General features: G+C 60.4%; 23 protein-coding genes. 14 read left to right on the forward strand and 9 right to left on the reverse strand.

Features of this window, described 5'->3' with window-relative positions; all coding sequences use genetic code 11:
* Positions 1-7: 7 nt before the first annotated feature.
* Positions 8-778, reverse strand: a complete 771-nt coding sequence (locus tag A1WC_RS11215; RefSeq protein ID WP_004898667.1) for an SDR family oxidoreductase — start codon at positions 776-778, stop codon at positions 8-10.
* A gap of 428 nt (positions 779-1,206) precedes the next feature.
* Here A1WC_RS11215 and A1WC_RS11210 point away from each other — a divergent pair, with 428 nt between their 5' ends.
* From A1WC_RS11210 to A1WC_RS11200, 3 genes are all read left to right on the forward strand, one after another.
* Complete coding sequence (locus A1WC_RS11210) at positions 1,207-2,262, forward strand: phosphotransferase enzyme family protein (protein WP_227667618.1); 1,056 nt, start codon at positions 1,207-1,209, stop codon at positions 2,260-2,262.
* Complete coding sequence (locus tag A1WC_RS11205; protein WP_016161225.1) at positions 2,252-3,589, forward strand: aspartate aminotransferase family protein; 1,338 nt, start codon at positions 2,252-2,254, stop codon at positions 3,587-3,589. Before A1WC_RS11210 ends, A1WC_RS11205 begins: the two co-directional genes overlap by 11 nt.
* 92 nt (positions 3,590-3,681) lie before the next feature.
* Positions 3,682-4,464: a DeoR/GlpR family DNA-binding transcription regulator gene (locus A1WC_RS11200; protein ID WP_004898673.1), complete on the forward strand. Its 783-nt coding sequence runs from the start codon at positions 3,682-3,684 to the stop codon at positions 4,462-4,464.
* A gap of 15 nt (positions 4,465-4,479) precedes the next feature.
* Here A1WC_RS11200 and A1WC_RS11195 read toward each other — a convergent pair whose 3' ends face one another.
* The 4 genes from A1WC_RS11195 to A1WC_RS11180 form a co-directional block, all read right to left on the reverse strand.
* Positions 4,480-5,469, reverse strand: a complete 990-nt coding sequence (locus tag A1WC_RS11195) for an isopenicillin N synthase family dioxygenase (RefSeq protein WP_016161226.1) — start codon at positions 5,467-5,469, stop codon at positions 4,480-4,482.
* Between the two features lie 20 nt (positions 5,470-5,489).
* Complete coding sequence (locus A1WC_RS11190; RefSeq protein WP_008804574.1) at positions 5,490-6,908, reverse strand: amidohydrolase family protein; 1,419 nt, start codon at positions 6,906-6,908, stop codon at positions 5,490-5,492.
* 11 nt (positions 6,909-6,919) lie between these two features.
* The gene (locus tag A1WC_RS11185; protein ID WP_016161227.1) at positions 6,920-7,909 is read right to left on the reverse strand and encodes an ABC transporter substrate-binding protein; all 990 of its coding nucleotides are present in this window, start codon (positions 7,907-7,909) and stop codon (positions 6,920-6,922) included.
* Positions 7,910-8,203: 294 nt separating this feature from the next.
* Positions 8,204-9,103 (reverse strand): LysR family transcriptional regulator, encoded by a 900-nt coding sequence (locus tag A1WC_RS11180; protein ID WP_004202952.1) that lies wholly within the window; start codon positions 9,101-9,103, stop codon positions 8,204-8,206.
* 207 nt (positions 9,104-9,310) lie between these two features.
* Between A1WC_RS11180 and A1WC_RS11175 the strand changes: the two genes are divergently transcribed.
* The 11 genes from A1WC_RS11175 to A1WC_RS11125 all read left to right on the forward strand — a co-directional run bounded on the left by A1WC_RS11175 (position 9,311) and on the right by A1WC_RS11125 (position 18,622).
* Positions 9,311-10,279 carry a PDR/VanB family oxidoreductase gene (locus A1WC_RS11175; protein WP_016161228.1) on the forward strand — a complete coding sequence of 323 codons (969 nt, stop codon included), beginning with the start codon at positions 9,311-9,313 and terminating at the stop codon, positions 10,277-10,279.
* Positions 10,280-10,290: 11 nt separating this feature from the next.
* Positions 10,291-11,574 carry an amidohydrolase family protein gene (locus A1WC_RS11170; protein WP_016161229.1) on the forward strand — a complete coding sequence of 428 codons (1,284 nt, stop codon included), beginning with the start codon at positions 10,291-10,293 and terminating at the stop codon, positions 11,572-11,574.
* Positions 11,564-12,043 (forward strand): RidA family protein, encoded by a 480-nt coding sequence (locus A1WC_RS11165; protein ID WP_016161230.1) that lies wholly within the window; start codon positions 11,564-11,566, stop codon positions 12,041-12,043. Before A1WC_RS11170 ends, A1WC_RS11165 begins: the two co-directional genes overlap by 11 nt.
* Entirely contained in the window at positions 12,040-12,921 is an 882-nt protein-coding gene (locus A1WC_RS11160; protein ID WP_016161231.1) for a creatininase family protein, read from the forward strand. Before A1WC_RS11165 ends, A1WC_RS11160 begins: the two co-directional genes overlap by 4 nt.
* A complete protein-coding gene (locus A1WC_RS11155) occupies positions 12,921-13,904 on the forward strand; it encodes an ABC transporter substrate-binding protein (RefSeq protein WP_016161232.1) in 984 nt (327 codons plus the stop codon). The genes A1WC_RS11160 and A1WC_RS11155 overlap by 1 nt, the downstream gene beginning before the upstream one ends.
* Complete coding sequence (locus A1WC_RS11150; protein WP_004175785.1) at positions 13,901-14,731, forward strand: ABC transporter ATP-binding protein; 831 nt, start codon at positions 13,901-13,903, stop codon at positions 14,729-14,731. The genes A1WC_RS11155 and A1WC_RS11150 overlap by 4 nt, the downstream gene beginning before the upstream one ends.
* 1 nt (position 14,732) lies before the next feature.
* Positions 14,733-15,548: an ABC transporter permease gene (locus A1WC_RS11145; protein ID WP_004175779.1), complete on the forward strand. Its 816-nt coding sequence runs from the start codon at positions 14,733-14,735 to the stop codon at positions 15,546-15,548.
* A gap of 26 nt (positions 15,549-15,574) precedes the next feature.
* Positions 15,575-16,996, forward strand: coding sequence for an FAD-binding oxidoreductase (locus A1WC_RS11140; RefSeq protein ID WP_016161233.1), 1,422 nt, complete (start codon positions 15,575-15,577; stop codon positions 16,994-16,996).
* Positions 16,997-17,380: 384 nt separating this feature from the next.
* A complete protein-coding gene (locus A1WC_RS11135) occupies positions 17,381-17,857 on the forward strand; it encodes a hypothetical protein (protein ID WP_008804564.1) in 477 nt (158 codons plus the stop codon).
* 1 nt (position 17,858) lies between these two features.
* Positions 17,859-18,287 carry a hypothetical protein gene (locus tag A1WC_RS11130; RefSeq protein WP_016161234.1) on the forward strand — a complete coding sequence of 143 codons (429 nt, stop codon included), beginning with the start codon at positions 17,859-17,861 and terminating at the stop codon, positions 18,285-18,287.
* A 32-nt stretch (positions 18,288-18,319) separates the two neighbouring features.
* Positions 18,320-18,622: a hypothetical protein gene (locus tag A1WC_RS11125; protein ID WP_051975541.1), complete on the forward strand. Its 303-nt coding sequence runs from the start codon at positions 18,320-18,322 to the stop codon at positions 18,620-18,622.
* Between the two features lie 90 nt (positions 18,623-18,712).
* Here A1WC_RS11125 and chrA read toward each other — a convergent pair whose 3' ends face one another.
* From chrA to A1WC_RS11105, 4 genes are all read right to left on the reverse strand, one after another.
* On the reverse strand, positions 18,713-20,080 hold the full coding sequence (gene chrA / locus A1WC_RS11120; protein WP_016161235.1) for a chromate efflux transporter: 1,368 nt from the start codon (positions 20,078-20,080) through the stop codon (positions 18,713-18,715).
* A complete protein-coding gene (locus A1WC_RS11115) occupies positions 20,049-21,008 on the reverse strand; it encodes a chromate resistance protein ChrB domain-containing protein (protein WP_016161236.1) in 960 nt (319 codons plus the stop codon). Before A1WC_RS11115 ends, chrA begins: the two co-directional genes overlap by 32 nt.
* A 128-nt stretch (positions 21,009-21,136) precedes the next feature.
* Positions 21,137-22,330: an MFS transporter gene (locus A1WC_RS11110; RefSeq protein WP_223168491.1), complete on the reverse strand. Its 1,194-nt coding sequence runs from the start codon at positions 22,328-22,330 to the stop codon at positions 21,137-21,139.
* A 186-nt stretch (positions 22,331-22,516) separates the two neighbouring features.
* Positions 22,517-22,765 (reverse strand): tautomerase family protein, encoded by a 249-nt coding sequence (locus tag A1WC_RS11105; protein WP_004175772.1) that lies wholly within the window; start codon positions 22,763-22,765, stop codon positions 22,517-22,519.
* Positions 22,766-22,780 lie beyond the last annotated feature (15 nt).

Raw genomic sequence — 22,780 nt, forward strand, 5'->3', positions numbered from 1 at the left:
GCTCCGTTCAGTTCAGGCACGCGGCGGATTCAGGCAGGATCTGCCCACCGTCAACAATTAGCGACTGGCCGGTGATGTAGCCAGCCTGACGGGAGGCGAAGAACAGCGCTGCCGCAGCAATATCTTCCACCGTTCCGAGGCGTTTGAGCGGCACGGCGCTGGCCATCCCGGCGATATAGTCCTCGCCCATATCCCTCAGCCCTTCCGTGACGATATTCCCCGGCAGGACGGCATTGACGGTAATGTTGTCGCCGGCCAGTTCCAACGCCGCGCTACGCATAAAACCCAGCTGGGCCGCTTTGCTGGCGGCATAGTGAGCCCAGCCCGGATAGCCCGTTACCGGCCCGGTAATCGAAGAGGTGAGGATGATGCGACCATACTCTGCACGTTTCAGCCATGGCAGCGCGGCCTGAACAGTTAAAAAAGTCCCTTTACTGTTGATCGCCTGCACCTCATCCCACTGCTGTTCGCTCATGTCTGCCAGCGGCGCCGAAGGAAAAATCCCCGCGTTGCAGCAGACAATATCCAGACCACCCCACTGCTGTGCGGCTTCTGCCACACAGGCTTTTACCTCTTCGGCATGACTGACGTTGCAGGTCAGACCGCGTAGCGTTAATCCCTGCTCCGCCGCCTGGCCGATCGCGCTATCGATACGCGATGGTGTGCGGGCGGTAATGGTCACCTTCGCCCCGGCGCGGGCAAAGCCGAGTGCAATGCCAAGACCGATCCCACTACTCCCGCCGGTCACCAGCACATGTTTGTTCATAAAATCTGACATCATTTTTCCCCGTCTGTGAAAGTTCTGCGATCCCATCCGTTTGGCCTGGCCGTGCAGCGATCTCCGTCGCTGGCAGGAAAAGAATAATCACGTAAATGTTGAATGTTAAACATTTTAATGTGAGATTTCAGCATAAAAATAATGCGCTATGATTGGGCACAAGACTGGTGCAACAGACAGATTAATTTACCTAAATATATCAATGAATTAACAATAAACTTCACGCTCTGATTACGCCTGAATGAGAAAAACACACATTATACGTTCCGTTATGGTGCAACCGACTAAATCCAGCCAACTAAATCACACTAACTTACTGTTAATAAAATAATTAATAAACAAAAAGCATAATTGAAGCGCAACAGGAAACAAAAAAAACCTCACACATCTTGCAAATTCCGCAACCACAACATAAAAATGTGTTAAGCGTGTCATTTCAAATTGAGGACAGCATGTTTAACGACGAGTATGTAACAACACTTACCCTGAAGCTGCGGCCGCTCCTGCCCCGCTGGGGCCTCAACGAAGGCGCAGAGATTGGCCTGCTGACGGTTTCAGAAAATGCCACGTTTCTGGTCAGCGATAAGATGACGCAGAGAAAGATCGTGCTGCGAGTGCATCGCCCAAACTACAGCTCAGCGGTGGAGATCCATTCTGAGCTGATGTGGCTAAACGCCCTGCATGCCCGGGGAGATATCAACATCGCCGTACCGCTTGTACTGGATGATGGGACCTGTATCGCCAGCCTCATCGACGGCGAAACGGTCACCCACGTCGTGGGATTCACCTTTGTTGCGGGCAGCGAACCTGATACTGGTAGCCATCTCACCGGCTGGTACCATGCCCTGGGACGGGTTGCGGGAGAACTGCACAGGCACAGCGAAGGCTGGGTAAAACCCGAGGGTTTTCATCGCAAGGTGTGGAACACCGAGACGATTATCGGACGTCATGCCTGGTGGGGCGACTGGCGGAAGATGACGCAACTGAGCGCCGACGATATTACGCTGTTGGAGGCGGTGGAGGCCACAGTGGTCGCCAGACTGGAAGCGTACGGACAGGGCGCCGACCGCTATGGGCTGGTGCACTGCGACATGCGGCTGGCCAACCTGCTGGTGAATGATAATTCGCTGACGGTGATTGATTTTGACGACTGCGGCATCTGCTGGTTTGGCTGGGATTTTGCCACCGCCGTCAGTTTTATTGAAGACGACCCGGCCCTTGCGGACTACCGCGCTGCGTGGCTTGCGGGCTACCGTAGCGTCCGTCCCTTCAGTCAGCAGGACGAAGTGATGCTTCCGGTGCTGGTGATGCTGCGCCGCTTACAGCTGACGGCCTGGCTGGCCAGCCATAGTGAGACAGCCACCGCCCGTCGCTACAGCCCGCAATGGGGCGCCATCACCGTACGCCTGGCCCAGGCGTTTCTCCTCCAGGCGTCACCGCTTAGCGCTACCGTTAACTGCAAGGAACCTGCTGATGAACAATAAAACCCCCATTCTTCAACTGAACCGTTTTGACGCGTTGACCGGCGTGGCCGACGAAAACCTGAGCCGACAAATTGCCCGTCGCCACGCCACCCAGGGGACCGGTTCGGTGCTGTTTTATCCACAACCGATCGTCATGGCGTCGGCCTCCGGAGCCTGGATGGAGGACTCCGCCGGCAACCGTTATCTGGATATGTATAACAACGTGCCGGGCGTGGGGCATTGTCATCCGCATATCACCCAGGCGATGGTGCGCCAGGCCGGGTTACTGAACACCAACACCCGCTATCTATTCCCGGTACTGGAGCAGTACGCGGACAGCCTGCTGGCGACGTTCCCCGCCGGGCTGTCGAATGTGATATTTACCTGCACCGGCAGCGAGAGCAACGACATCGCCCTGCGGATGTCCCGCTTTATCAGTGGTCGGCAGGGGATCATCGTCACCGAGAGTGCCTATCACGGCAATACAACGGCGGTGATGGAGGTCTCTCCCTCCGGGCACAAAGAGGCCCTCCTGCCCCCGTGGGTGCATACCATTCCCGCCCCTGACCTGCGCAGGCTGTCAGCGGGCCAGACGCTGTCTGACCTCTTCGCCGCCGACGTTGAGCGCGCCATGGACGAGCTGGATGAGCGGGGCTACGGCTGCGCGGCGCTACTGGTGGATACCATTTTTTCCAGCGACGGCGTTTTCGCCGATCCGCCGGGATTTCTGGCTCAGGCGGTAGCCCGCGTACAGGCCCGGGGCGGACTGTTTATCGCCGATGAAGTCCAGCCGGGCTTTGGTCGGACAGGCTCTCATTTCTGGGGCTTCCAGCGTCACAGTGTGCAACCGGATATCGTCACGCTCGGCAAGCCAATGGGGAACGGTTTTCCCATGGCCGCGGTGATCACGCGCCCGGCTATTCTGCAGGCGTTCAGCGAAAAGACCGAGTACTTCAACACCTTTGGCGGTAACCCGGTGGCTGCCGCCGTGGGCCTCGCGGTACTGGAGGTGATTGAACAGGAGGCCCTGATGAACAACGCCCAGCGCAACGGGGACTATCTGCGTGCCGGACTGCGCCAGCTGGCCCAGGATTTCCCGGCCATCGCCGACATTCGCGGCGCCGGACTGTTCAACGCCATCGAGTTTGCCCGGCCAGACAGCGGAGAGCCGGATCCGCAGCTGACGAGTCGCGTTATCTATCACCTGAAGCTTGAGGGCGTGCTGATTGGCGCGGCCGGTCGCTTTGGCAACAGCCTGAAGATCCGTCCGCCGCTGTGCTTCAGTCGCGATGATGCAGATTTCTTCCTCGAACGGCTGGCGAAAGTCATGGGCCGCCTGAACGGATAGTCTAACCGACAGGGCAAACATCCAGTTTGTTTGCCCTCGGCGTGCAGGTATATTAACGGCATCAGCGACTTCAGGGAGAGTAACCAGCGTTCATGTCGAAGAGAAAAGAAGACCGTCAGCAACAGATCCTGCGCGAACTGGCTGAGACCCCGACCCTGCGGATTGGGGATATGGCGCGCACCCACGGTGTCTCTACCGAAACCATCCGTCGCGATCTCGACGAACTGACCCGCCGGGGCGTACTGAACCGAACTTACGGCGGTGCGGTGCGGGCCATGAACAGTGAACCGACGGTCACGGAGCGCCACCAGCTGTTTACCGAAGAGCGCGAGCGCATCGCCCGAGATGCCGTCCATTGTATGCGCGAGGGCAAAATATTCATGATCGGCTCCGGCGCCACCACGGTACATGTTGCCCGCCGGATGGCCAGCGAGCTGCGGGATATCACGGTCATCACCCACGCCTTCGGCGTCGCAACGGTGCTGTCGATGAATCCAACCATCCGGGTGATCGTCGCTCCCGGGGAGTACTGCGCTACCGAAGGGGCAATGACCGGTGCGCAGACGCTTCAGTTCCTCAGCCAGTTCACGGCGGACTATACGTTACTGGGGGCCAGCGGTATCGCCGCCGATGGGCCAAGCGAGGCGTTAATCGACAGTGGAACGGTTTACCGGGCGATGATCCAGCGCGCCGCGAAGAGCATTGTCGTCGCCGACCACTCGAAGTTCGACCTCACCTATCCCTACCACTACGCGGGCTGGTCGGGCATCAGTCGTTTAATTACTGACCAGCCCCTGCCCGACCATCTCGCTACTGTACTCGGCCGGGAAAAGGTGGTCGTGGCGCGTGGTCATGCCGCTCCTGAACAGCAGTGACCCGCGCCGGTACGTTTACCCTTTGGCAAAATTGGCCTGGATCCGCTGCTGCAGATAATCCTCGGCGCTGATGGGCGGGTACTTTCTCTGCGGCCCGAGGATCTCGACATCTTTATTGGCCTGGCAGAAAAACGCCAGGCTGTAGCGCGGCCCCTGATATTCGTGGGGCAGCGGATTTCTCACCCGGTGGAAGTTAGACGGCAGCTGGTCGTCGCTCCAGCGCATCAGCATATCGCCGATATTGCAGGTGATCACCTCCTCGCGCGGCTCAATGCTGGTCCACTGCTGGCTTTCGCGGTCTTTACCAGGACAAACCTGCAGGCCGCCCTGGCCGGGGCGCTGGAACAGCAGCGTCAGGCAGTCAAAATCGGTGTGCGCGCCGGCCCGCCACATCCCCTGCTGCGACTGCTCGGTCGCATAGTAATGCAGCATGCGCAAGGTGCTCTGGTAGGTGTCTCGCAGCGGATCGTGCGCGGTGGTGAAAAACGATTCCGGAAAACCAAGCTTCAAAGCAAAGCAGGAGAGGATCTTCATCCCCAGCTGCCAGCACTGCGATTCAAACCCGAGCATCGTCTGCTGGAATGCTGGCAACTCCCGATCGCTGGGCCAGCGCCCGGCCATCAGCGGCCGGGTGATCTGATACGACTCTTTTTGATCCGGCGTGCGGGTCGATGGCCGAACCTGCGCTTTGCTCTCCCAGCCGGCGTTGCCGGCCAGCGGATACTGGCGCTTCACCTCGTCGGGCAGGTCGAAAAACGCCTCGGTCATGCTGAACGCCTGGCGGATATCCGCCAGCGGAATACCGTGGTGGCTGACCTGGAAGAAGCCGATCTCCACCGCCGCCTCCCACAGTTGTTCGGCAATGTCATTTTTTCTTTCGGCAAAGTTCGACAGGTCGATACAGCGCACTTCGCGGGCGAAGGTCTCTTCGCCCTGGGCGCCCATCAGCGCCTCTTTTTCCAGTTCCTGTAAGGCGTAGCGTTGATTCTGAGTGGTTGCGTTCATCGTCATTATCCTGTTATCAGTTAAACAGCGGCGCGCTGCTGGAGGGTACGGACGGCCGCCAGCGCGTCGTGGCGCATCGCGTCAAGGTCGAGACCGGGAATGGCGTCGTCTTCCACGATGGGGCGGCCATTGAGCAGCAGCGCCTTCAGCGCGGCGCGCCCACCGCAGGCCACCGGCCCAATGGCCATATCATGCAGGCCGAAGTAGCGCGGATCGTCCAGCCGGTAAATGGCGAGGTCCGCCTGCATGCCGACCTGCAGGGTGCCGGTCTGCGCTAAGCCAAGGATCTGCGCGCCGCCGGCGCTGCCCCAACGCACCACATCCTCCACCGTGGCCGCATCGGCTCCCCCCTCGAAGGTGCCCCCGGCGTAGCGCGGCTGCGCCAGCATCCCCTTGCGCGCGCGTTGCAGCAGCCATGCGGCATGGGCTTCGCTTTGCATATCCGCCGCTTCATTGGAGGCAGCGCCGTCCACCCCCAGCGAGACCGGGACCCCGGCCTGCTCCAGCGCCAGCAGATCGGCGATGCCGCTGCCCAGCCGGCCGTTGCTTTGCGGGCAGTGGGCGATGCCGGTTCCGGTGCGGCCCAGCAGGGCAATCTCCTCCGGCAGCAGCTTCACCAGATGGGCAAACCACACGTCATTTCCCAGCCAGTCGTGTTCCGCGCAGAACTGAACCGGCGTCATGGCGAATTTCTGCCGCGCGGCGTCGAGATAATCGACGGTTTCCGATAAATGGCTGTGCAACCGGATCCCCAGCTGGCGGGCCAGCTTCGCCATCTCCCGCAGCTGGGCGCCCGGCGCGGAGTGCAAGACGGTAGTGGGCGCCATCACCACCCGGCGCAGAGAATCGGGCCGGGGGTCGTGATAGCGGCTGACCAGCCGTTCGATATCCGCCATATAGCCGTCGAAGGTTTCCGGACGCAGCGCCACAGGCAGATCCTGTTCCACCGCCCGACCCTGGGTCGCCCCACCCCGGCACAGAACGATGCGCATCCCCAGCGCTTCCCCTTCGCTGAAGACAATCTCCGAGGTATCGAAAGGCATATCCGGCCAGTAAAGGTAGTTGTGATCCGCCACGCTGGCGCAGCCCGAGCGCAGAAGCTCCACCAGGCCGATGCGCACCGCCAGACGAAAGGTATGTTCATCGAAAGCCGCGCGAAAGCGGTACGGCGTAGCGCTCAGCCAGGCCGTCAGGCTCTGGTTCAGCCCCTGCGGCTCGCCCTTCAGCAGCGACTGAAAAAGATGGTGGTGCGTGTTCACCCATGCCGGATAGATCACACAGTCGCGGGCATCGATCTGTCGCTCTTCCGGCAGCGGCGTCAGGCTGCCGATGGCGGCAATCTTGCCGTCGCGGATGCGAATATCCGGCCCGGCCAGCCGCGCCGCCTCTCCGGGCAGACCGCTGAGGATGGCATGGGCATTTTTAATCATTAATGACATGGCGTCGCTCCTCAGGGTTTAACCTGCATGGCCTGAACAAATTCGGTGGTGTAGGCCTGTTTCCAGTCGGTGGCCGCCGCCAGCAGACCGGCGCTGACCATAAAGTCGCGGGTCTTCTGCCAGCGCGCGTCGGTCATCGTCCCCCAGCCCTGGCTGGCGGCATCCCCGCCGTCGATCAGGTGATGCTCACGGATCTGGGTCACGCCCCAGGCGAGCAGATCGTCGGTCATTTTCGGATTGTCCTGCTTAATCAGCGCATTTCCCGGCGCCGGATCCTTGAGATAGCTCACCCAACCCTCCATTGAGGCGCGGACGAACTTCGCCATCGCCGCTTTCCGCTCGGCGATGGTGTCCGGGCGGGCGATAAGGATGCCGCCATACGGGGGATAGCCGTGCTCGGAAAAGAGGAAGAAGTTCGCCTTCACCCCGGCCTTCTGCACCTGGAACACCTCGGAGCTGACATAGGCCTGCTGGGCGACAGCGTCATCGACGACAAAGGGTTGAATATTGAAGGTATAGGGGCGAACCTGAGCGTCGCTCAGCTGGTATTGCGCCTTCAGCCACGGCCACCACGTCGCCTGACCGGAGCTGGAGACCAGAAGCGTTTTGTCTTTCAGCCCCTGCAGGGAGGTGACATCGGCGTGGGTCAGCAGCCCCTGGGGATCGTACTGAAAGGGCGCGGCAATGGCCTTTGCCTGGAAGCCGCGCTGAATGCCTTCCAGCAGTTGCAGATCGTAACCGATGATCACATCGGCCCGCTTCGACAACAGCAACTGCATGCCGTTGACCTGGGGTCCGCCGGAGCGGATCTCGACGTCGAGACCATATTTTTTGTACAGCCCAGTGGCCTGGGCCTGATAATAACCCCCCTGCTCAGCCTGAGCGTACCAGGAGGTCAGCAGAACGATTTTCTCCTCGGCCTGAATGGCCAGCGAGACACCGCCGAGAGCCATCAGGCCCAGCCAGCGAAAGCCCCGGGGAAGGCGTGCACGACTTTTCATTATCCCTCTCCTCTTCATGCCGGGAGAGGGGCGAGCAAACCACGGCTCAGCCTCCCATCCCGGTCAACATTGAACCGCGACATGGTGACTGAGCAATGTCCCGTATGGATAACCCGTACTGACCGCTTCTACTCACACTCAGCTATACAAAAACAATGCCAGATTTGATTGTCCCGCGAGCAGCCGCGATAAATCGCCTGCGCCGCCGCCCACGGGCATGCAACCTTTGATTCATGCACACCAAAAACGCACCATCATGGTGCGTTAATGAATGATTTTAGTGCCTGCCCGGTCTCACAGCTGACTGAAGAGCATCTCCAGCTGGTTCAACATCATCGAGGCGGCGAGGGAAAGCTGGCGGGCGGGCGAGACGCACAGCGCCAGCGTGAAAGGCTTAAGCTGCGGATCGGTTAGCGGTACAAACGCCAGCTGGCCGGACTCGATCTCATCGAGAATATCCAGCCGGCACAGGATGCCGATGCCCATCTGCTCTTTGATCAGGGTGCGGATCATGTGAATGTTATTCGACACCGCCACCTCCTTCACCTCGTTGCCGCTGATATTCACCAGCGCCTCCACCGGCTCGCTGATCATCAACGGGGCGGACGGCAGGATAAACGGGTAGTCGATGCACTGACTAAAGCGCACGGCGCTGCGGCTGGCCAGCGGATGGCCGGTCGGCACCACGATACCCATATTCATCTCGGCAAACGCCCGCACCTGCAGTTCGCGGGAGGTCTGGGGATTGAGCATGATGCCGAAATCCGCCTCGCCGGAGATCAGCGCCTGCTGAATGTGGATATTGTTGATGGTGGTCAATGTAAAAGAGATGTTGGGATAATGTTTATGCACCTCTTTGAGCATCGTCGAAAAAAAATGCCGGTTAATGGCATCGATGGTAGCGATGCGCACATGCCCCCGCCGCAACCCGCGCAGGTCATCCAGCTGTTCGCAGACCCGGGTAAAGTCCTTTTTCCAGTTATTGGCCGCGTGCAGGAGTAGCTCCCCGGCGGCGGTCAGCCGCAGCCCGGTGGGGTGGCGCTCGAAGAGCGGCATCGCCAGCTCCTGTTCCACGCGCAAAATCTGACGGTCGATGGAAGACGCCGACACATGCAGCGCCTCTGACGCTTTACGAAACGATCCCTGACGGGCCACTTCGGTGAAATAGAGCAGAAATCGGGAGAAGGCAAACATAGTTTGGGTGCTCTCTTTTTTGCAACGGGTTGTGCGAATCAAAGCTCTGGACGCAACAGTTTTATCACAATACCGTAGCATTCATAGCGGAGAAACGATCGTTTCACCCATTTTCTTGCACGCCGGACAGTTTACCGCGAAGAGGAGTTATCTCTTCGCCGACCCTGGCCGCCCTGCAGACAGCGGAATGAGGGAGAGTAAACGGTAATGCACAGCCACGATCTTATTTCGGTCTCGGTCGGGGAAATACGCCCCAATGGAGAGGGAAATCTATCATTAATATTGCAGGCGGCGGCCGGGGAAATATTACCGGCCTACTCTGCCGGGGCGCATATCGATATTATTATTCCCGGCGTTGGCCCCCGGCAGTATTCCCTGTGCGGCACGCCTGACCGCAGTAATACTTATGAAATTTGCGTCAGGCTGACTGACACCTCCACCGGCGGCTCACGCTATTTGCACCAGCAGGTGAAATCCGGCGATCGGCTCGCCATTTCGCCTCCGCGCAACCATTTTCCCCTGCCGGAGGCCGGGCGCTACCTGCTGTTTGCCGGCGGTATCGGCATCACGCCGTTGCTGGCGATGGCTGAAGCAATTGCCGCCAGAAAGGGGGCGCTGGAGCTGCATTATTATGTCGCCAGCTCGCGCCAGACGGCCTTCTCCCCGCGCCTGACCCAGCTGGCTGCGGGCGGCACGGTGGCGATCCACTGTAGCGAGGAAGGCGCGTCGTTTCGCCAGCGGATCCCCGCCTGCTTAACCACACCCGATCCTGATACCGCAGTGGTCGCCTGCGGCCCGGAGGGTTTTATTCAGCGACTGCAGTCGGTCATGGAGGAATATCGCTGGTCGCCGTCGCAATTCGTCTTCGAGCGTTTTACTCCCGCGGCGGAAAATAATACTGCGGCGAAAAATGCGTTTTATATTGAACTGGCCTCCAGCGGGCAGCGCCTGCAGGTCGCCGCGGATCAAACCATTGCTCAGGTATTACAGCACGCCGGCGTGGAAGTGATGCTCTCCTGCGAACAGGGAATGTGCGGGTCGTGTATTACCGGGGTCCTCAACGGGCTCCCCGAACACCGGGACAGCGTGCTGACGGCGGAAGAGAAAGCGGGCAACGACCAGATCACGCTCTGCTGTTCGCGGGCGAAATCGCCGGTTCTGGTTTTGGATCTGTGAGGAGACTGACGATGACGTTCCCCTCCTCTTCCGCGCCGCTCGCCGGTATCAGCCGCGCCCGACTCCCGGCCTGGGCGCTGCCCGACGGCTGGCCGACGCGGGCCAACGGTGAACCGCTGCTGGCGGACCTGGCCTTTCGCGATGGACGGATCGCCGCCGTGACGCCGTCCGTCGAGCCGGCTTCCGGCCTGTGGGACCTGGCGGGGGCGTTGACGCTCCCCGGCCTGGTGGAACCCCATGCCCATCTGGACAAAACCTTTACCATTGAACGCTGCCGTCCGGCGCAGGCCGGGCTGCTGGCGGCGATCCACGCCATGCACGAGGATCGCCAGCACTGGACCAGGGCTGATATTCAACGTCGGGCGTCCGCTGCGCTGGCCCGGGCGGCAGCAAATGGCGTGACCCATTTGCGTAGCCATATCGACTGGTTTACCGCCGACGCACCGGACGCCTGGCAGGAGATCGCCCGCCTCGATACCGTCGGCATCACCCTGGAGCGGGTGGCGCTGGTCCCGCTGCCCCTGTTTCGCGATCCGGCGGACGCCGGGGCCATTGCCCGAACGGTCGCCACCAGCGGGGAGGTCTGCCTGCTGGGCGGCTTCATCCACTCCTCCAACTGGGACGCCGCCGCCATGGCAAACCTGCTGGATAGCGCGGCCCGCTGGGAGCTGGATCTGGATTTGCATATTGATGAGGAGCTCAGCGAAGTGTCTCAGGGGCTGACCTGGCTGGCGGACCATCTCTCCCGCCACCCTTTTCCCGGGCATATCTGCTGCAGCCACGGCTGCGCGCTGGCCGCTGGCAGCGACCAACAGGCGGCGCCGATCCTGCGCCAGCTGGCGGCGCACGGCGTCACGCTTATCGCTCTGCCGATGACCAACCTGCTGCTGCAGGATGCGACGTTCGGTCGCACGCCGCGCCAGCGGGGGATCACGCTGCTGCACGAGGCGCAGGCCGCCGGCGTGGCCACCCTGCTCGGCTGCGACAACGTGCAGGACGCTTTTTGTCCGGCGGGAAGCTACGACCCGCTGGACACCCTGGCCTGCGGCCTGTTCAGCGCTCAGCTCAGCAACCTGTTCGACCGGCAGTCGCGGCTGATCTGCGATCGCGCGGCGCTAACCGGTTCGCCGGCAGACGCGGCGCCCTTTGCCATCGGCGCGGCGGCCAGCGTGGTGATTTTCCCGGGTAGCGACCGTTTTACCTGGCCTTTAAACAGCGCCGCCCGTCTGGTGGTTAACCACGGCAGGTTAACGCACCGGCGCGTGTGGCAAGAGGAGATGGCACATGAGTCTTGAAGCAGGCGCGGGGGCGCCGCTGGCGCGGTATGCCGCCTGGCGCAGAGCCGGCGATTTTATCTTTCTCTCCGGCATTATTCCGGTCAATCCCCTGACCGGCACCATCGTCAACGGCTTTCAGGATGTGCCTGAGCCGGTGCGAGAGCTGCTGGGGGCGACCGGTGAATTTTCGACCGATGCGAAACAGGGCCCGATCCTCGCCCAGAGCTGGTACGTCCTGGAAAGCATCCGCCGCACCGTGGCGTCCGCAGGAGGGCAGATGAGCGACGTTATCAAGCTGGTGCAGTACTTTCGCAACCTTGACCATTTTCCCTATTACAGCCGGGTCAGGAAGCTGTTTTATCCCGACCAGCCGCCCGTTTCCACCGTGGTCCAGGTCAGCGAAATGCTGCCCGACGCCACGGTATTGATTGAAGTCGAAGCGACCGTCTGGTTACCCCAGCCAATTCACTCCGAGGCACCGCGATGATTAACGGTTACATTCCTGCAGCGCGCTTTCTCCCTTTTCTGAGCTGGACGGACGTGGCCGCCCTGCCGGATAAAAGCAATACGGTTATCGTCCTCCCCACCGGGGCGATCGAACAGCACGGCCCGCATCTGCCCTGCTCGGTGGACAGCGTGATATCTTCCGGCGTGGCGGGCCATGCCCTCGCCCGGCTGCCGGCGGCGATCCCGGCCTACGCCATCCCGCCGATCGTCTACGGTAAGTCCGAGGAGCATCTGCATTTTCCCGGCACCCTGACCCTCAGCGGCGATACGCTGCTGCATACCCTGCTGGAGATCGCCGAATCCCTCTATCGGGCCGGTTTTCGCAAGCTGCTGATGATCAACGGCCACGGCGGCCAGCCGCAGATCCTGCAAATCGCCTGCCGGGAAATGCGCCTGCGCCACGGGGATTTCATCGCCATCCCGCACGATGTGTTCAACGTACCCAACTGCGAAAAACAGTTTCTCAGCCCGCATGAACAGCGGATGGCGATGCACGCCGGACATAGCGAAACGGCGCTGATGCTGGCGCTGGCCCCGGAGTGCGTTCATATGGAGCGGGCGGTCGCCAACTTCCCGCCGGAATTCCCCTGCCCGACCCTGTCGAAAGGCCGCCCGGCGGCGGCGTGGGCGTCCTATGACTTTGGCCCCAGCGGGGTGATTGGCGACCCGACCCCGGCGACGCGGGAGCAAGGCGAAGGGCTTCTCGACTCCCTCGCCGCCAGCTGGGCGCAAGCGATCATCGAGATCCACCGCATGGCCTGGGTCGAACGTCACGAACCGACCTGGGGCAAACAGCACTGGCACGGCTTTGTGCAGTCCCTACCCCCCTCTTTCGCTGCTGAATCCAAGGAGCCATGATGAATACCAGACCGACGCTCGTTTTTACCCTGCTGACCGTGGCCGCCCTCGCGACCTCAGCCTCCTGCTTCGCGGCGGAGAAGTTTACGTTTCTCACCAACTGGTATGCCCAGGCCGAGCACGGCGGGTTTTACCAGGCCCAGGCCACCGGGCTGTATCAGCACGCCGGTCTCGATGTCGAGATTAAAATGGGCGGCCCGCAGATCAACGTCATGCAGTTGATGGCGGCCGGTCAGGCCGATTGTACCCTTGGCGACAACGGTCAGGCGCTGGAGACCTGGCAGGCCGGGGTGCATGCGGTGACCGTCGCTACCGTGTTCCAGCACTCGCCGACGGTGTTTATCACTCATAACAAAGTGGAGAACCCGGCGGAGCTTAAAGACAAAACCTTCCTGCTCGCTACCGAGGCCTATACCTCTTTCTGGCCGTGGGCGAAGAGCGAGCTGGGTCTGGCTGGCAGCAAAGTGCGCCCCTATACCTTTAACGTTCAGCCGTTCCTCGCCGATAAAAACCTGGTGCAGCAGGGCTACGTGACCTCCGAGCCGTTCTCCGTCGCCAAAGGCGGGCAGCCGTTCTATGTCTATCCGCTCAGCGACTGGGGATATCCGCCCTACGGCAACTCGATTATCTGTATGGCCGACACCATCCGCAAACGTCCGGCGGCGGTGGCGGCCTTCGTCAAAGCCTCCATGGAGGGCTGGAAAAGCTACCTGCAGGATCCCACCCCCGGCAACAGTCTGATCGCTAAAGCAAATCCGCAAATGAGCGCCGAGCAGATCGCCTTTGGTATTGCCCAGATGAAGCAGTACCAGCTGGTGACCGGCGGCGATGCCAAGACCGGCGGCATCGGCATCATCACCGAGCCGCGGCTGAAGAAAACCTGGGACATGCTGGTGAAAAACAAGCTGATCGACGCCAGCAAGGTGCCGTTTGAGCAGACTTACACCCTGGAGATGGTCAAAGACGCCGGAGTGATGCCATGAATACCGCCCCGAAACTGACCGTGATGAGCGACACCCGCTTTACGCCCGCCTCTGCCACCCCGGCCATCGAGGTGCTGTCGGCGGAGAAAATCTACAGCAACGGCACCCGGGCGCTGCTGCCCGTCAACCTGACCATCAATCAGGGGGAGTTTATTACCCTGCTCGGCCCGTCCGGCTGCGGGAAGAGTACGCTGCTGAAGATGGTCGCCGGCCTGGTGGAGCCCAGCGACGGCAAGCTGATGCTGTGGCGGCGCGATAGTCGGGAGAAAGCCCAGCATCCGCTGTCGTTCGTCTTCCAGGAAGCCACCCTGATGCCGTGGAGCAGCGTGCGCAATAACGTCAGGCTGCCGCTGGATCTGGCCGGCGTGCCGCGCGCGGAAGGTAATACCCGGGTGAGTGAAGTCCTTGAGCTGGTGGGGCTGGGCAAATTCGCCGACGTCCTGCCGCGCGAACTCTCCGGCGGCATGCAAATGCGCGTCTCCATCGCCCGCGGCCTGGTCACCAGGCCAAAGCTGCTGCTGATGGATGAGCCCTTCGGCGCGCTCGATGAAATCACGCGTAATAAACTCGACAGCGACCTGCTGCGTCTCTGGCAGGAGCAGAACCTGACGGTGGTGTTCGTCACCCACTCGATCCACGAAGCGGTGTTTCTCTCACAGCGGGTGATCATGATGGCGGCCCGTCCCGGACGGGTGGTCGAAGATATCGCCATCCGGGAGCCGTTCCCGCGCAGCGAGGCGTTCCGCGTCAGTCCGGCCTTTTCCCTGTATGCCCGTCAGCTGCAGGACAGTCTGTTGCAGGCCAGCCAGTCCGGTATGGAGTCATAATATGAAAAACACAACCTCAACGCCGTGGGTCCAGCATCCGCGTTTTCTCAAAATTCTCTATCCGACCCTCGTCGCGGTGGCGGTGGTGCTCCTGTGGCAGGGCGCGGTGAGCTATTTCCGCATCCCGGCCTTTCTGGTGCCGTCGCCGCTGGTGATGCTGGAAAGCCTGTGGACGCATCTCACGCCGCTGCTGCTGGCGCTGCTGTTCACCCTCAAGATCACCCTGATCTCGTTTCTGCTGTCGATTGTCATTGGCGCCGCGGTGGCGTTTATCCTGGTGCAGAACCGCTTTGTGGAAACCGCCCTGTTTCCGTATATCGTGTTTTTGCAGGTGACGCCGATTGTCGCCATCGCCCCACTGATCATCATCTGGGTGAAGGATGCCACGCTCTCGCTGGTGGTGTGCGCCACCCTGATGGCGGTGTTTCCCATCATCTCCAATACCACTCAGGGCCTGCGCAGCGTCTCCCCCGGCCTGCTGAGCTATTTTCGCCTCAATCACGCCAGCCGCTGGCAAACGCTGGTGCGGCTGCGTATCCCCTCGGCGCTGCCCTATTTCTTCGGCGCGCTGCGTATTTCCAGTGGGCTGTCGCTGATTGGCGCGGTGGTGGCGGAGTTTGTCGCCGGGACCGGCGGGACCAATACCGGTCTGGCCTATCAGATCCTGCAGGCTGGCTACCAGCTGGATATCCCGCTGATGTTTGCCGCGCTGCTGCTGATCTCTCTCGCCGGGATCGCGCTGTTTGGCGTGATGTCCTGGGTTTCGCGCCGGGCGCTCAGCGCCTGGCATGAAAGCGAAGCCGTGCAATCTCATTAATATTTTGCTGACGAACAGGAAGAAAAATGATGACTGATGAGCAGCGTCAACACGCGGTCGCGGCGATCCAGCAGGCACTCCCAACGCTGGAGTGGACCTTACAGCCGGCGAAGATCAAACGGCTTTCCCGCGATTTTCACTGGTTCAGTCCGGTACTCACTGAGCAACTGGCGGGGAAACAGGCGGACGCGGTGGTTCGCCCACGCGACGAAGAGGAGCTGCGCCAGCTGGTCGCCGCCTGCGCGCAGCACCAGCTGCCGCTGACGCTGCGCGGCAGCGCCACCGGCAACTATGGCCAACTGGTCCCCCTCGAAGGCGGGCTGCTGGTCGATATGACCGGACTCAACCAGATCGTCGCCCTCGGCAACGGCACGGTGCGCGCCCAGGCCGGCATTCGTCTGGCAGACATCGAAACCGCCGCCCGCCCAACGGGATGGGAGCTGCGCTGCATGCCGTCGACCTACCGACTGGCGAGCCTGGGCGGCCTCTACGGCGGCGGGTTCGGCGGCATCGGCTCCATCAACTATGGGCCGCTGGCGGCGCCCGGCAATGTGCTCAGCGTCAAAGTGATGACCGTCGAGCCGGTCCCCCGCGTGCTGACCGTCCCGGCTCCCGAAGCGCTGCTGCTGCATCACGCCTACGGCACGAACGGCATCATTCTGGAGGTTGAGCTGGCGCTGGCGCCCGTGCACCAGTGGATAGAGCGCCTGGACGTGTTTGACGATTTCGCTGATGCGCTGAACTATGCCAACGCCTGCGTCCGCTCGCCGGGGCTGGTAAAACGTCAGGTCGCGCTGCTGGCCACGCCGATTGCCGACTACTTTAGCCACCTCAAGGATCGTTACCGCACCGGGCAGCATGCGGTTATCAGCCTGATCGCCGAGGAGAGCGAAGGACTCTGCGCCAGCCTGTTACAGCGCCATCGCGGGAGCAACGCCATCCGTCAGGCCAGCGACGAGGCCCGGACGCAAAACGCCTCGTTAATGGAATACTGCTGGAACCACACCACCCTGCATGCGCTCAAGGTGGACAATACGCTGACTTATCTCCAGACGGCGTTTGATCCGCTGCGCTATCCGCAGCAAATTTTACAGATGGAGCAGCACTTCGCCGGGGAGGTGATTTCCCATATTGAATTCCTGCGCGATATCGAGGGCAACGTCACCGCCAGCGGTCTGCAGTTGGTGCGCTATACCACGCCCGCGCGGCTCAACGCCATCATGCAGATATTTCGCGACAACGACGTCAAAATTAACAACCCCCACGTGCTGCAGGTTGAGGACGGCAAACAGGGCGTGATTCGCCCCGACGTCGTGGCGGTGAAACAGTCTCTCGACCCGGCGGGATTGCTTAACCCCGGCAAGCTGCGCGGCTGGGCGCTGCGCGACCAGCTGGAACTGGACAGCAACCCGCTGGCGCTGGCCACCCGCGAAACCCCCACGACCTGATCGCCCCATTCCGGGGCGCGCTAACCGGTCGCTGGCCCGCTTCTCTTCCTCCTACCCGCGCGGCGAGTTTTTTTACGCCACTCATTCATATGAATGAGTGGCGTCTCTGTTTCCTCCGTTATACTCATCAAAAAAGCGACGATAAATTTATTATCACGGGTTAATTCCACGGTTCAGTTTTCGTGTCGAATTAAATAGTTATTCCGAACACGCTCTGGCGGATTATTTATTACGCGCTGTCATTTTATTACAACTTGCCGATTACCGGCCTGAACGACAAAAATGACCGTATAATGAGTCGACATAAATTTTCCCCTATGAATTAAGCACATGATAAAAACGTTGTAAATTATTTTTATTCAACACAGCAATAGTGAGGATAATATGAGCGATGCCATTTCTTCGCAACTTGAAAACATCATTACGATGCTGATCGCCATCAGTATCGCCTCGGAAAGACTGGTAGAGATAATCAAAGGGTATTTTCCCTGGCTTAATCTGGAAAATCAGGATCCGGTCATCGAAGGACGACGCAAATCAGCCCTGCAGATATTAGCGGTGGTTGCCGGTATTCTGACGGCGTTTTTGACCCAACCTTTCGTCGCCGGCAGTTTCTCGGCCATTAAACATCCGGACCTGATGACATTATGTATTGGCCTGATGGCAAGCGGCGGATCGGCGTTCTGGAACGTCATTCTTAATTATCTGTTGCAAGTGAAAAACCTGAAAAAGCAACAAGTCAGCAGCGTGAAAGCGGATCCAGTAGCCGATCCTGCCCCCCCTTCTCCGGTTTATCATGACGTGGTTCCTGGCGCAGAGCCGGTCAGCTCAAACCCCTGTTTCAATCCGGAGGGTAAATAACATGGTATGGCGTGTCGCAAAGAGTCTGCTGATACTCAGAGATCAGATTAATCAATATGCTCCGCATCGCAACAAGGACAGCGATGGCACCATTGGTGATGAACATCATGCCCACACCAACTCGGATCATAATCCGCAGGTGATAGATGGAAATATTGGTGTGGTAACGGCTATCGATATTACCCACGATCCTCAAAATAAATGTGATGCTCAGGCGATTGTCGATGCGTTGGTCGCCAGCAAAGACAAACGAATTAAATATATTATCTGGAACAAACGGATCATTAGCGCTTCTGTCCAGCCTTGGGTATGGCGGGATTACCATGGCGTCAGCCCGCACGATAAACATTTCCACTTATCCGTGGTGCCGGTGAAAGCGCTGTACGATTACACCTTACCGTGGCTGTTATTTAATCCACATAAAGAATGATCCAGTTTTTTTCCGATTACCGTGAGGCGAATATGACTCAACAAATCGACATTGAGAAAATAAAAGCGGCACTCAACGCCATTGAAGAACTCGAACAGATTGCCCGTTCAACGCAGCCGGCCGATATTAAAAATTTTTGTGTGGAATATAACAAAACATGGAAAAAGAAAGTGGATACCCTGCTGGCACTGATTATTGATGAACCCATCAGTTCGCTGTTAGTTAAACTGGTGCCTTACTTACCCACACTGCTGGTGATTATTAACATGCTAAAGGCGGGCGTTGAGCAATATTGTCAACTGCATCTCGCGGAGGAGCCTCCCGTAGATAAATAATTGCCACCCATCCGGCCAGGGCCTGCTCAGGCACTGGCCTCCCTCCCCAATCCCCCATCTGTCCACGTTTCTCTCAGCCCAACGCCGACCTTATCCTGCGCCGGACAGTCCCGCCATATGGACGATAAGCCCTACTGCGGCGGCGGCGGCCAGTACCCAGGTCAGCTTCCACTTATAACGAAACAGCAGCCCGGCGGCGCCCAGGGCTATGGCTGCGGACCACGGGTCGAAACCGGACGGTCCCCAGACGCTATGCCAGATAAAAAACAGCGCCAGATTCAGGATAACGCCCACCACCGCGGCAGTGATGGCGGTCAACGGCGCGGTAAATCCCACCTTATTATGGGTCGTTTCAATAAACGGCCCGCCGGCGAGAATAAAGATGAACGAGGGCAAAAAGGTAAACCATGTCACCAGGCACGCCGCCGCGATGCCCCCCAGCAGCACATCATCGACGCCCAACACCGCTTTGGTGTAGCCGCCGACAAACCCGACAAAGGTCACCACCATGATCAACGGTCCGGGGGTCGATTCCCCAAGAGCGAGGCCGTCCATCATCTGCCCTGCCGTCAGCCAGCCATAGTGGGTCACCGCCCCCTGGTAAACATAAGGTAAGACGGCATATGCCCCGCCAAAGGTCATCAGCGCGGCTTTGGTAAAGAACCAGCTCATCTGGGTCAGCGGATGCGCCCAGCCCAGCATTAGCGTCAGGGCGGCCATCGGCACCAGCCACAGCAGCATTCCGGCGATCAGCACCTGAGAGGTGCGCCGCCAGCTGAAAATGGCATGGGCCGGAATCGGCGTCGTGTCATCAATGATGGCGGCTCCGCCAGGGTGACTCTGCGCACGGTGGGCGTCCGCTTTGCCGAACGTCGTCGGCGCCAACCGTCCGCCGATAAAACCCACCAGTGCCGCGGCGAGGACGATCAGCGGAAAAGGAACGTTCAGCGCAAAAATAGCGACAAAGGCAGCGGCAGCGATGGCCCAGTAGGCGCCATTTTTCAGCGCCCGCGAGCCGATGCGGTGCGCCGCCTGCAATACTATCGCCGCTACGGCGGGTTTGATGCCATAAAAGATCCCCGCCACCACGGCGACATCCCCCCAGACGAGGTAGATCCACGCCAGGGCGATGAGTAACACCAGCGAGGGCAAAATAAACAGCACCCCGGCGATGACGCCTCCCCAGGTTTTATGCATCAGCCAGCCGATATAGGTCGCCAGCTGCTGGGCCTCCGGGCCGGGCAGGACCATACAAAAATTGAGCGCATGCAGGAATCGCCCTTCCGAGATCCAGCGTCGGTTATCCACCAGCTCCTGGTGCGTCATGGCGATCTGTCCGGCAGGCCCGCCGAAGCTGATGAAGCCAAGCTTGAGCCAAAAGCGAAATGCCTGCCAGAAGGAGACGGAAGCGACGACGGAAGGACTGTCACTCTGCGGAAGAACGACCGTTTTGCTCATGATTGCCAGACCTCATTTCACAGGACCTCAGTAAGCCGTCGAACAGCGAGCAAGCTGCCGCCAGCAGTTGGTCATCGTCCGTAATGGTTTCCCGCAGCCCTGCAAGAATGCTTTCTACCCCCGCCGCCTCCGGGGTCGGTACCCCACCGACGTCCAGGAAGTGGATCAACCGTCCCAGACTGTCGGGGATCACCGCGTCCAGCGCAAAACGCCGGACCAGTACTTCGAAGGTCACCAGCGTGCCGACATGGCTGAATGGCGCGCCGTCAAAATCAAAACCGACCGCTGTCGCCGGACAGTCCTCAGGCGCGGCCAGCCACAGGAACCGCGCCTCGTCGTCAATAAAGCGCCGGATAAGCCAGGCGCTGGCCAGACGATCGACCCACGGGCGTCGGCGGGTGGCCCACAGCCGGCCGCGAAAGGCGCCTCTGTCCAGCAGGCTCAGTTCGCCCGCCACCGACTGCGGCTCGTTCGGCGATAGCCGCTGATTAATGACCTGCTCGATAGTGGCCAGTCGCTCAGCGGCTTGCTCCCGGGCGGCCCCCGGAAAGAAATCAATGGCCTCGATCCGCCGGTAGTCACGCTGAATTTTACGCAGTTGTTTGAGCTGAGCCGCCAGTTCGTCGTTGGATAACGTCCCCTGCAGCGCCTGCAGATCCTGCAACAGCGCGTCGTACTGTTCACGACGATCGAATAGCGGCCTGAGCGCCTCTTCTTCCGCCGCCTCAATCGTGAAAACATACCCGGTCCCCCCTTCCGCGCGGATCGCCTGGCAGGTGCTGAGGAAAGTGTCATAGCCCTGGCGCACGTCAGGCAGCAGATAGACCCCATCGCGCAGGACCGCTGCCCCGCTCTGCTTCAGGGTTCGCCAGACACGCATGCGCAGCGTGGCTTGAGACGTTGTCAGGTTAAGGATCAAGAGATGCATTGTCATGTTGTAGAGATTACTACAGCATGTAGCGTCTGTGACGTTTTTACGCGCAAGGAGTCAGATGAATTTCAGCAATGCATAGCTGAAAAAAGCAAAAGACGGCCTGCGCAGCGGCAGGCCAGGCGCTAAGCGCGGGGTGGGGATAAGGGGCGCAGCAGCAGGGTCAACAACGCCACCGCAACCGGGACCAGGGAGCCCCACAGCACGGCGTTCCAGCCGAAGGCGTTGAGCAGAACCCCGGACGAAAACGACCCCACGATCATCACGCCGAAGACCAGAAAATCGTTGAGCGACTGAACCTGGGTCTTCTCTTCCGGGCGGTGGAAATCGATGATTTTCGCCGAGGCGCCGGTGAAGCCAAAGTTCCAGCCGATGCCGAGCAAAATCAGCGACAGCCAGTAATGATACACGCCGAGACCGCTCAGGCCGACCGCCACCGACGCGGCGGTGATCAGCAATCCCGCCGCCGCCATTCGCACTGCGCCGAAGCGCTGGATCAGCCGGCCGGTGAAAAATCCCGGGCCGTACATCGCCATCACATGCCACTGGATCCCAAGGTTGGCGGCCTGCTGGGAAAGACCGTGCATATGCATGGAGAGCGGCGCGGCGGTCATCAGAAAATTCATCACCATATAGGCCACCGCGCCGCTGAATACCGTGGTGGCAAAACCCGGCTGGCGGACAATCTCGCGCAGCGGCCGCCCTCCGCGCACGCTGGCCGCGGTGGGCTCCGCCGGCGTCACCCCTCTCAACAAAAAGGCGGCCAGCACTGCAACCAGCGCCTGAGCGAGGAAGGTGACGGCGAAGATATGTGCCGGCCAGAGGTGCATGGTGCCGGTGACCAGCATCGGGCCAATGATCCCGGCGGCCACACCGCCGCCCATCACCAGCGACAGCGCACGGGCGCGACGCGCCGGGGCGACGCCGTCGGTGGCGGCAAAACGAAAACTGAGCGCCACGGCGGCATAGGCGCCGCCAAGCATCGCGGCGAGACAAAACAGCAGAAAAGAATTCAGCACTACCGCCAGGGCGGCCGCCAGTCCGGTCACCATCCCGGCGCCGGTGCCGAGCCTGAACGCCGCTTTACGGCCCCGCGTTCGCGCCAGCGCGCCGAAAGGCAGAATGGAGGCCGCCATCCCCAGCACAAACAGGGTGATCGGCAGCGTGGCCAGCGACGGGCTGGGGGCAATCGCGTTACCCACTATCGCGCCGGTAGCGTAGAAGACCACCGAGTTGGCGCCGGCCAGCGCCTGAGCGGCAGCCAGGCGAAAGATGTTTTTGTTCTGCACCGCCAGCGGCAGCATGTGTTCTGTAGACATCCGTTGTTTTCACCGGTTTGAGAGTGGCGCCAGGCTGGCCGTCTGGCATCGCGCCCTGTTTGTTGGGTTCCCTGACCGTTACCTTAGCCGCAAAATACGCTTTTGCACCATAGCGAATCGCAATATTACCCGGCGATCTGGCCCCTCTTCTGCGTCAGATCGCCGGGCCGGGCTTCGCCGCGCGTTTTATTCCGGGGATCCGTCGCGCCGCGCGGCGGCAAATTTCGCCGCGATCATTGCGGCCGTCGGCTGGACGCCGCCCAGACTCCACTGCTCCGGGTCATGTTCGTCAATGCGGATCCAGACGGACTGACGGAACTGCGGATCGCCCTGCCCCTCAATCTCCACCAGCAGATCGGTCATCCGTCGCAGCAGCTCACTTTTCTGTTCCGCGGTCATGATCCCTTTAATGGTTTGCACGTTAACAAATGGCACGCTATTCTCCTTAGC

Origin of the sequence: Klebsiella sp. KTE92 (assembly GCF_000398905.1) — a bacterium.
GTDB lineage: Bacteria > Pseudomonadota > Gammaproteobacteria > Enterobacterales > Enterobacteriaceae > Klebsiella > Klebsiella variicola.

What these genes read in the sequence shown, in the direction of transcription:
- A1WC_RS11215 (WP_004898667.1), bottom strand. Translation starts at nt 778, where the DNA reads ATGTCAGATTTTATGAACAAACATGTGCTGGTGACCGGCGGGAGTAGT.
- A1WC_RS11205 (WP_016161225.1), top strand. Translation starts at nt 2,252, where the DNA reads ATGAACAATAAAACCCCCATTCTTCAACTGAACCGTTTTGACGCGTTG.
- A1WC_RS11200 (WP_004898673.1), top strand. Translation starts at nt 3,682, where the DNA reads ATGTCGAAGAGAAAAGAAGACCGTCAGCAACAGATCCTGCGCGAACTG.
- A1WC_RS11195 (WP_016161226.1), bottom strand. Translation starts at nt 5,469, where the DNA reads ATGAACGCAACCACTCAGAATCAACGCTACGCCTTACAGGAACTGGAA.
- A1WC_RS11190 (WP_008804574.1), bottom strand. Translation starts at nt 6,908, where the DNA reads ATGTCATTAATGATTAAAAATGCCCATGCCATCCTCAGCGGTCTGCCC.
- A1WC_RS11185 (WP_016161227.1), bottom strand. Translation starts at nt 7,909, where the DNA reads ATGAAAAGTCGTGCACGCCTTCCCCGGGGCTTTCGCTGGCTGGGCCTG.
- A1WC_RS11180 (WP_004202952.1), bottom strand. Translation starts at nt 9,103, where the DNA reads ATGTTTGCCTTCTCCCGATTTCTGCTCTATTTCACCGAAGTGGCCCGT.
- A1WC_RS11175 (WP_016161228.1), top strand. Translation starts at nt 9,311, where the DNA reads ATGCACAGCCACGATCTTATTTCGGTCTCGGTCGGGGAAATACGCCCC.
- A1WC_RS11170 (WP_016161229.1), top strand. Translation starts at nt 10,291, where the DNA reads ATGACGTTCCCCTCCTCTTCCGCGCCGCTCGCCGGTATCAGCCGCGCC.
- A1WC_RS11165 (WP_016161230.1), top strand. Translation starts at nt 11,564, where the DNA reads ATGAGTCTTGAAGCAGGCGCGGGGGCGCCGCTGGCGCGGTATGCCGCC.
- A1WC_RS11160 (WP_016161231.1), top strand. Translation starts at nt 12,040, where the DNA reads ATGATTAACGGTTACATTCCTGCAGCGCGCTTTCTCCCTTTTCTGAGC.
- A1WC_RS11155 (WP_016161232.1), top strand. Translation starts at nt 12,921, where the DNA reads ATGAATACCAGACCGACGCTCGTTTTTACCCTGCTGACCGTGGCCGCC.
- A1WC_RS11150 (WP_004175785.1), top strand. Translation starts at nt 13,901, where the DNA reads ATGAATACCGCCCCGAAACTGACCGTGATGAGCGACACCCGCTTTACG.
- A1WC_RS11145 (WP_004175779.1), top strand. Translation starts at nt 14,733, where the DNA reads ATGAAAAACACAACCTCAACGCCGTGGGTCCAGCATCCGCGTTTTCTC.
- A1WC_RS11140 (WP_016161233.1), top strand. Translation starts at nt 15,575, where the DNA reads ATGATGACTGATGAGCAGCGTCAACACGCGGTCGCGGCGATCCAGCAG.
- A1WC_RS11135 (WP_008804564.1), top strand. Translation starts at nt 17,381, where the DNA reads ATGAGCGATGCCATTTCTTCGCAACTTGAAAACATCATTACGATGCTG.
- A1WC_RS11130 (WP_016161234.1), top strand. Translation starts at nt 17,859, where the DNA reads ATGGTATGGCGTGTCGCAAAGAGTCTGCTGATACTCAGAGATCAGATT.
- A1WC_RS11125 (WP_051975541.1), top strand. Translation starts at nt 18,320, where the DNA reads ATGACTCAACAAATCGACATTGAGAAAATAAAAGCGGCACTCAACGCC.
- chrA (WP_016161235.1), bottom strand. Translation starts at nt 20,080, where the DNA reads ATGAGCAAAACGGTCGTTCTTCCGCAGAGTGACAGTCCTTCCGTCGTC.
- A1WC_RS11115 (WP_016161236.1), bottom strand. Translation starts at nt 21,008, where the DNA reads ATGCATCTCTTGATCCTTAACCTGACAACGTCTCAAGCCACGCTGCGC.
- A1WC_RS11110 (WP_223168491.1), bottom strand. Translation starts at nt 22,330, where the DNA reads ATGTCTACAGAACACATGCTGCCGCTGGCGGTGCAGAACAAAAACATC.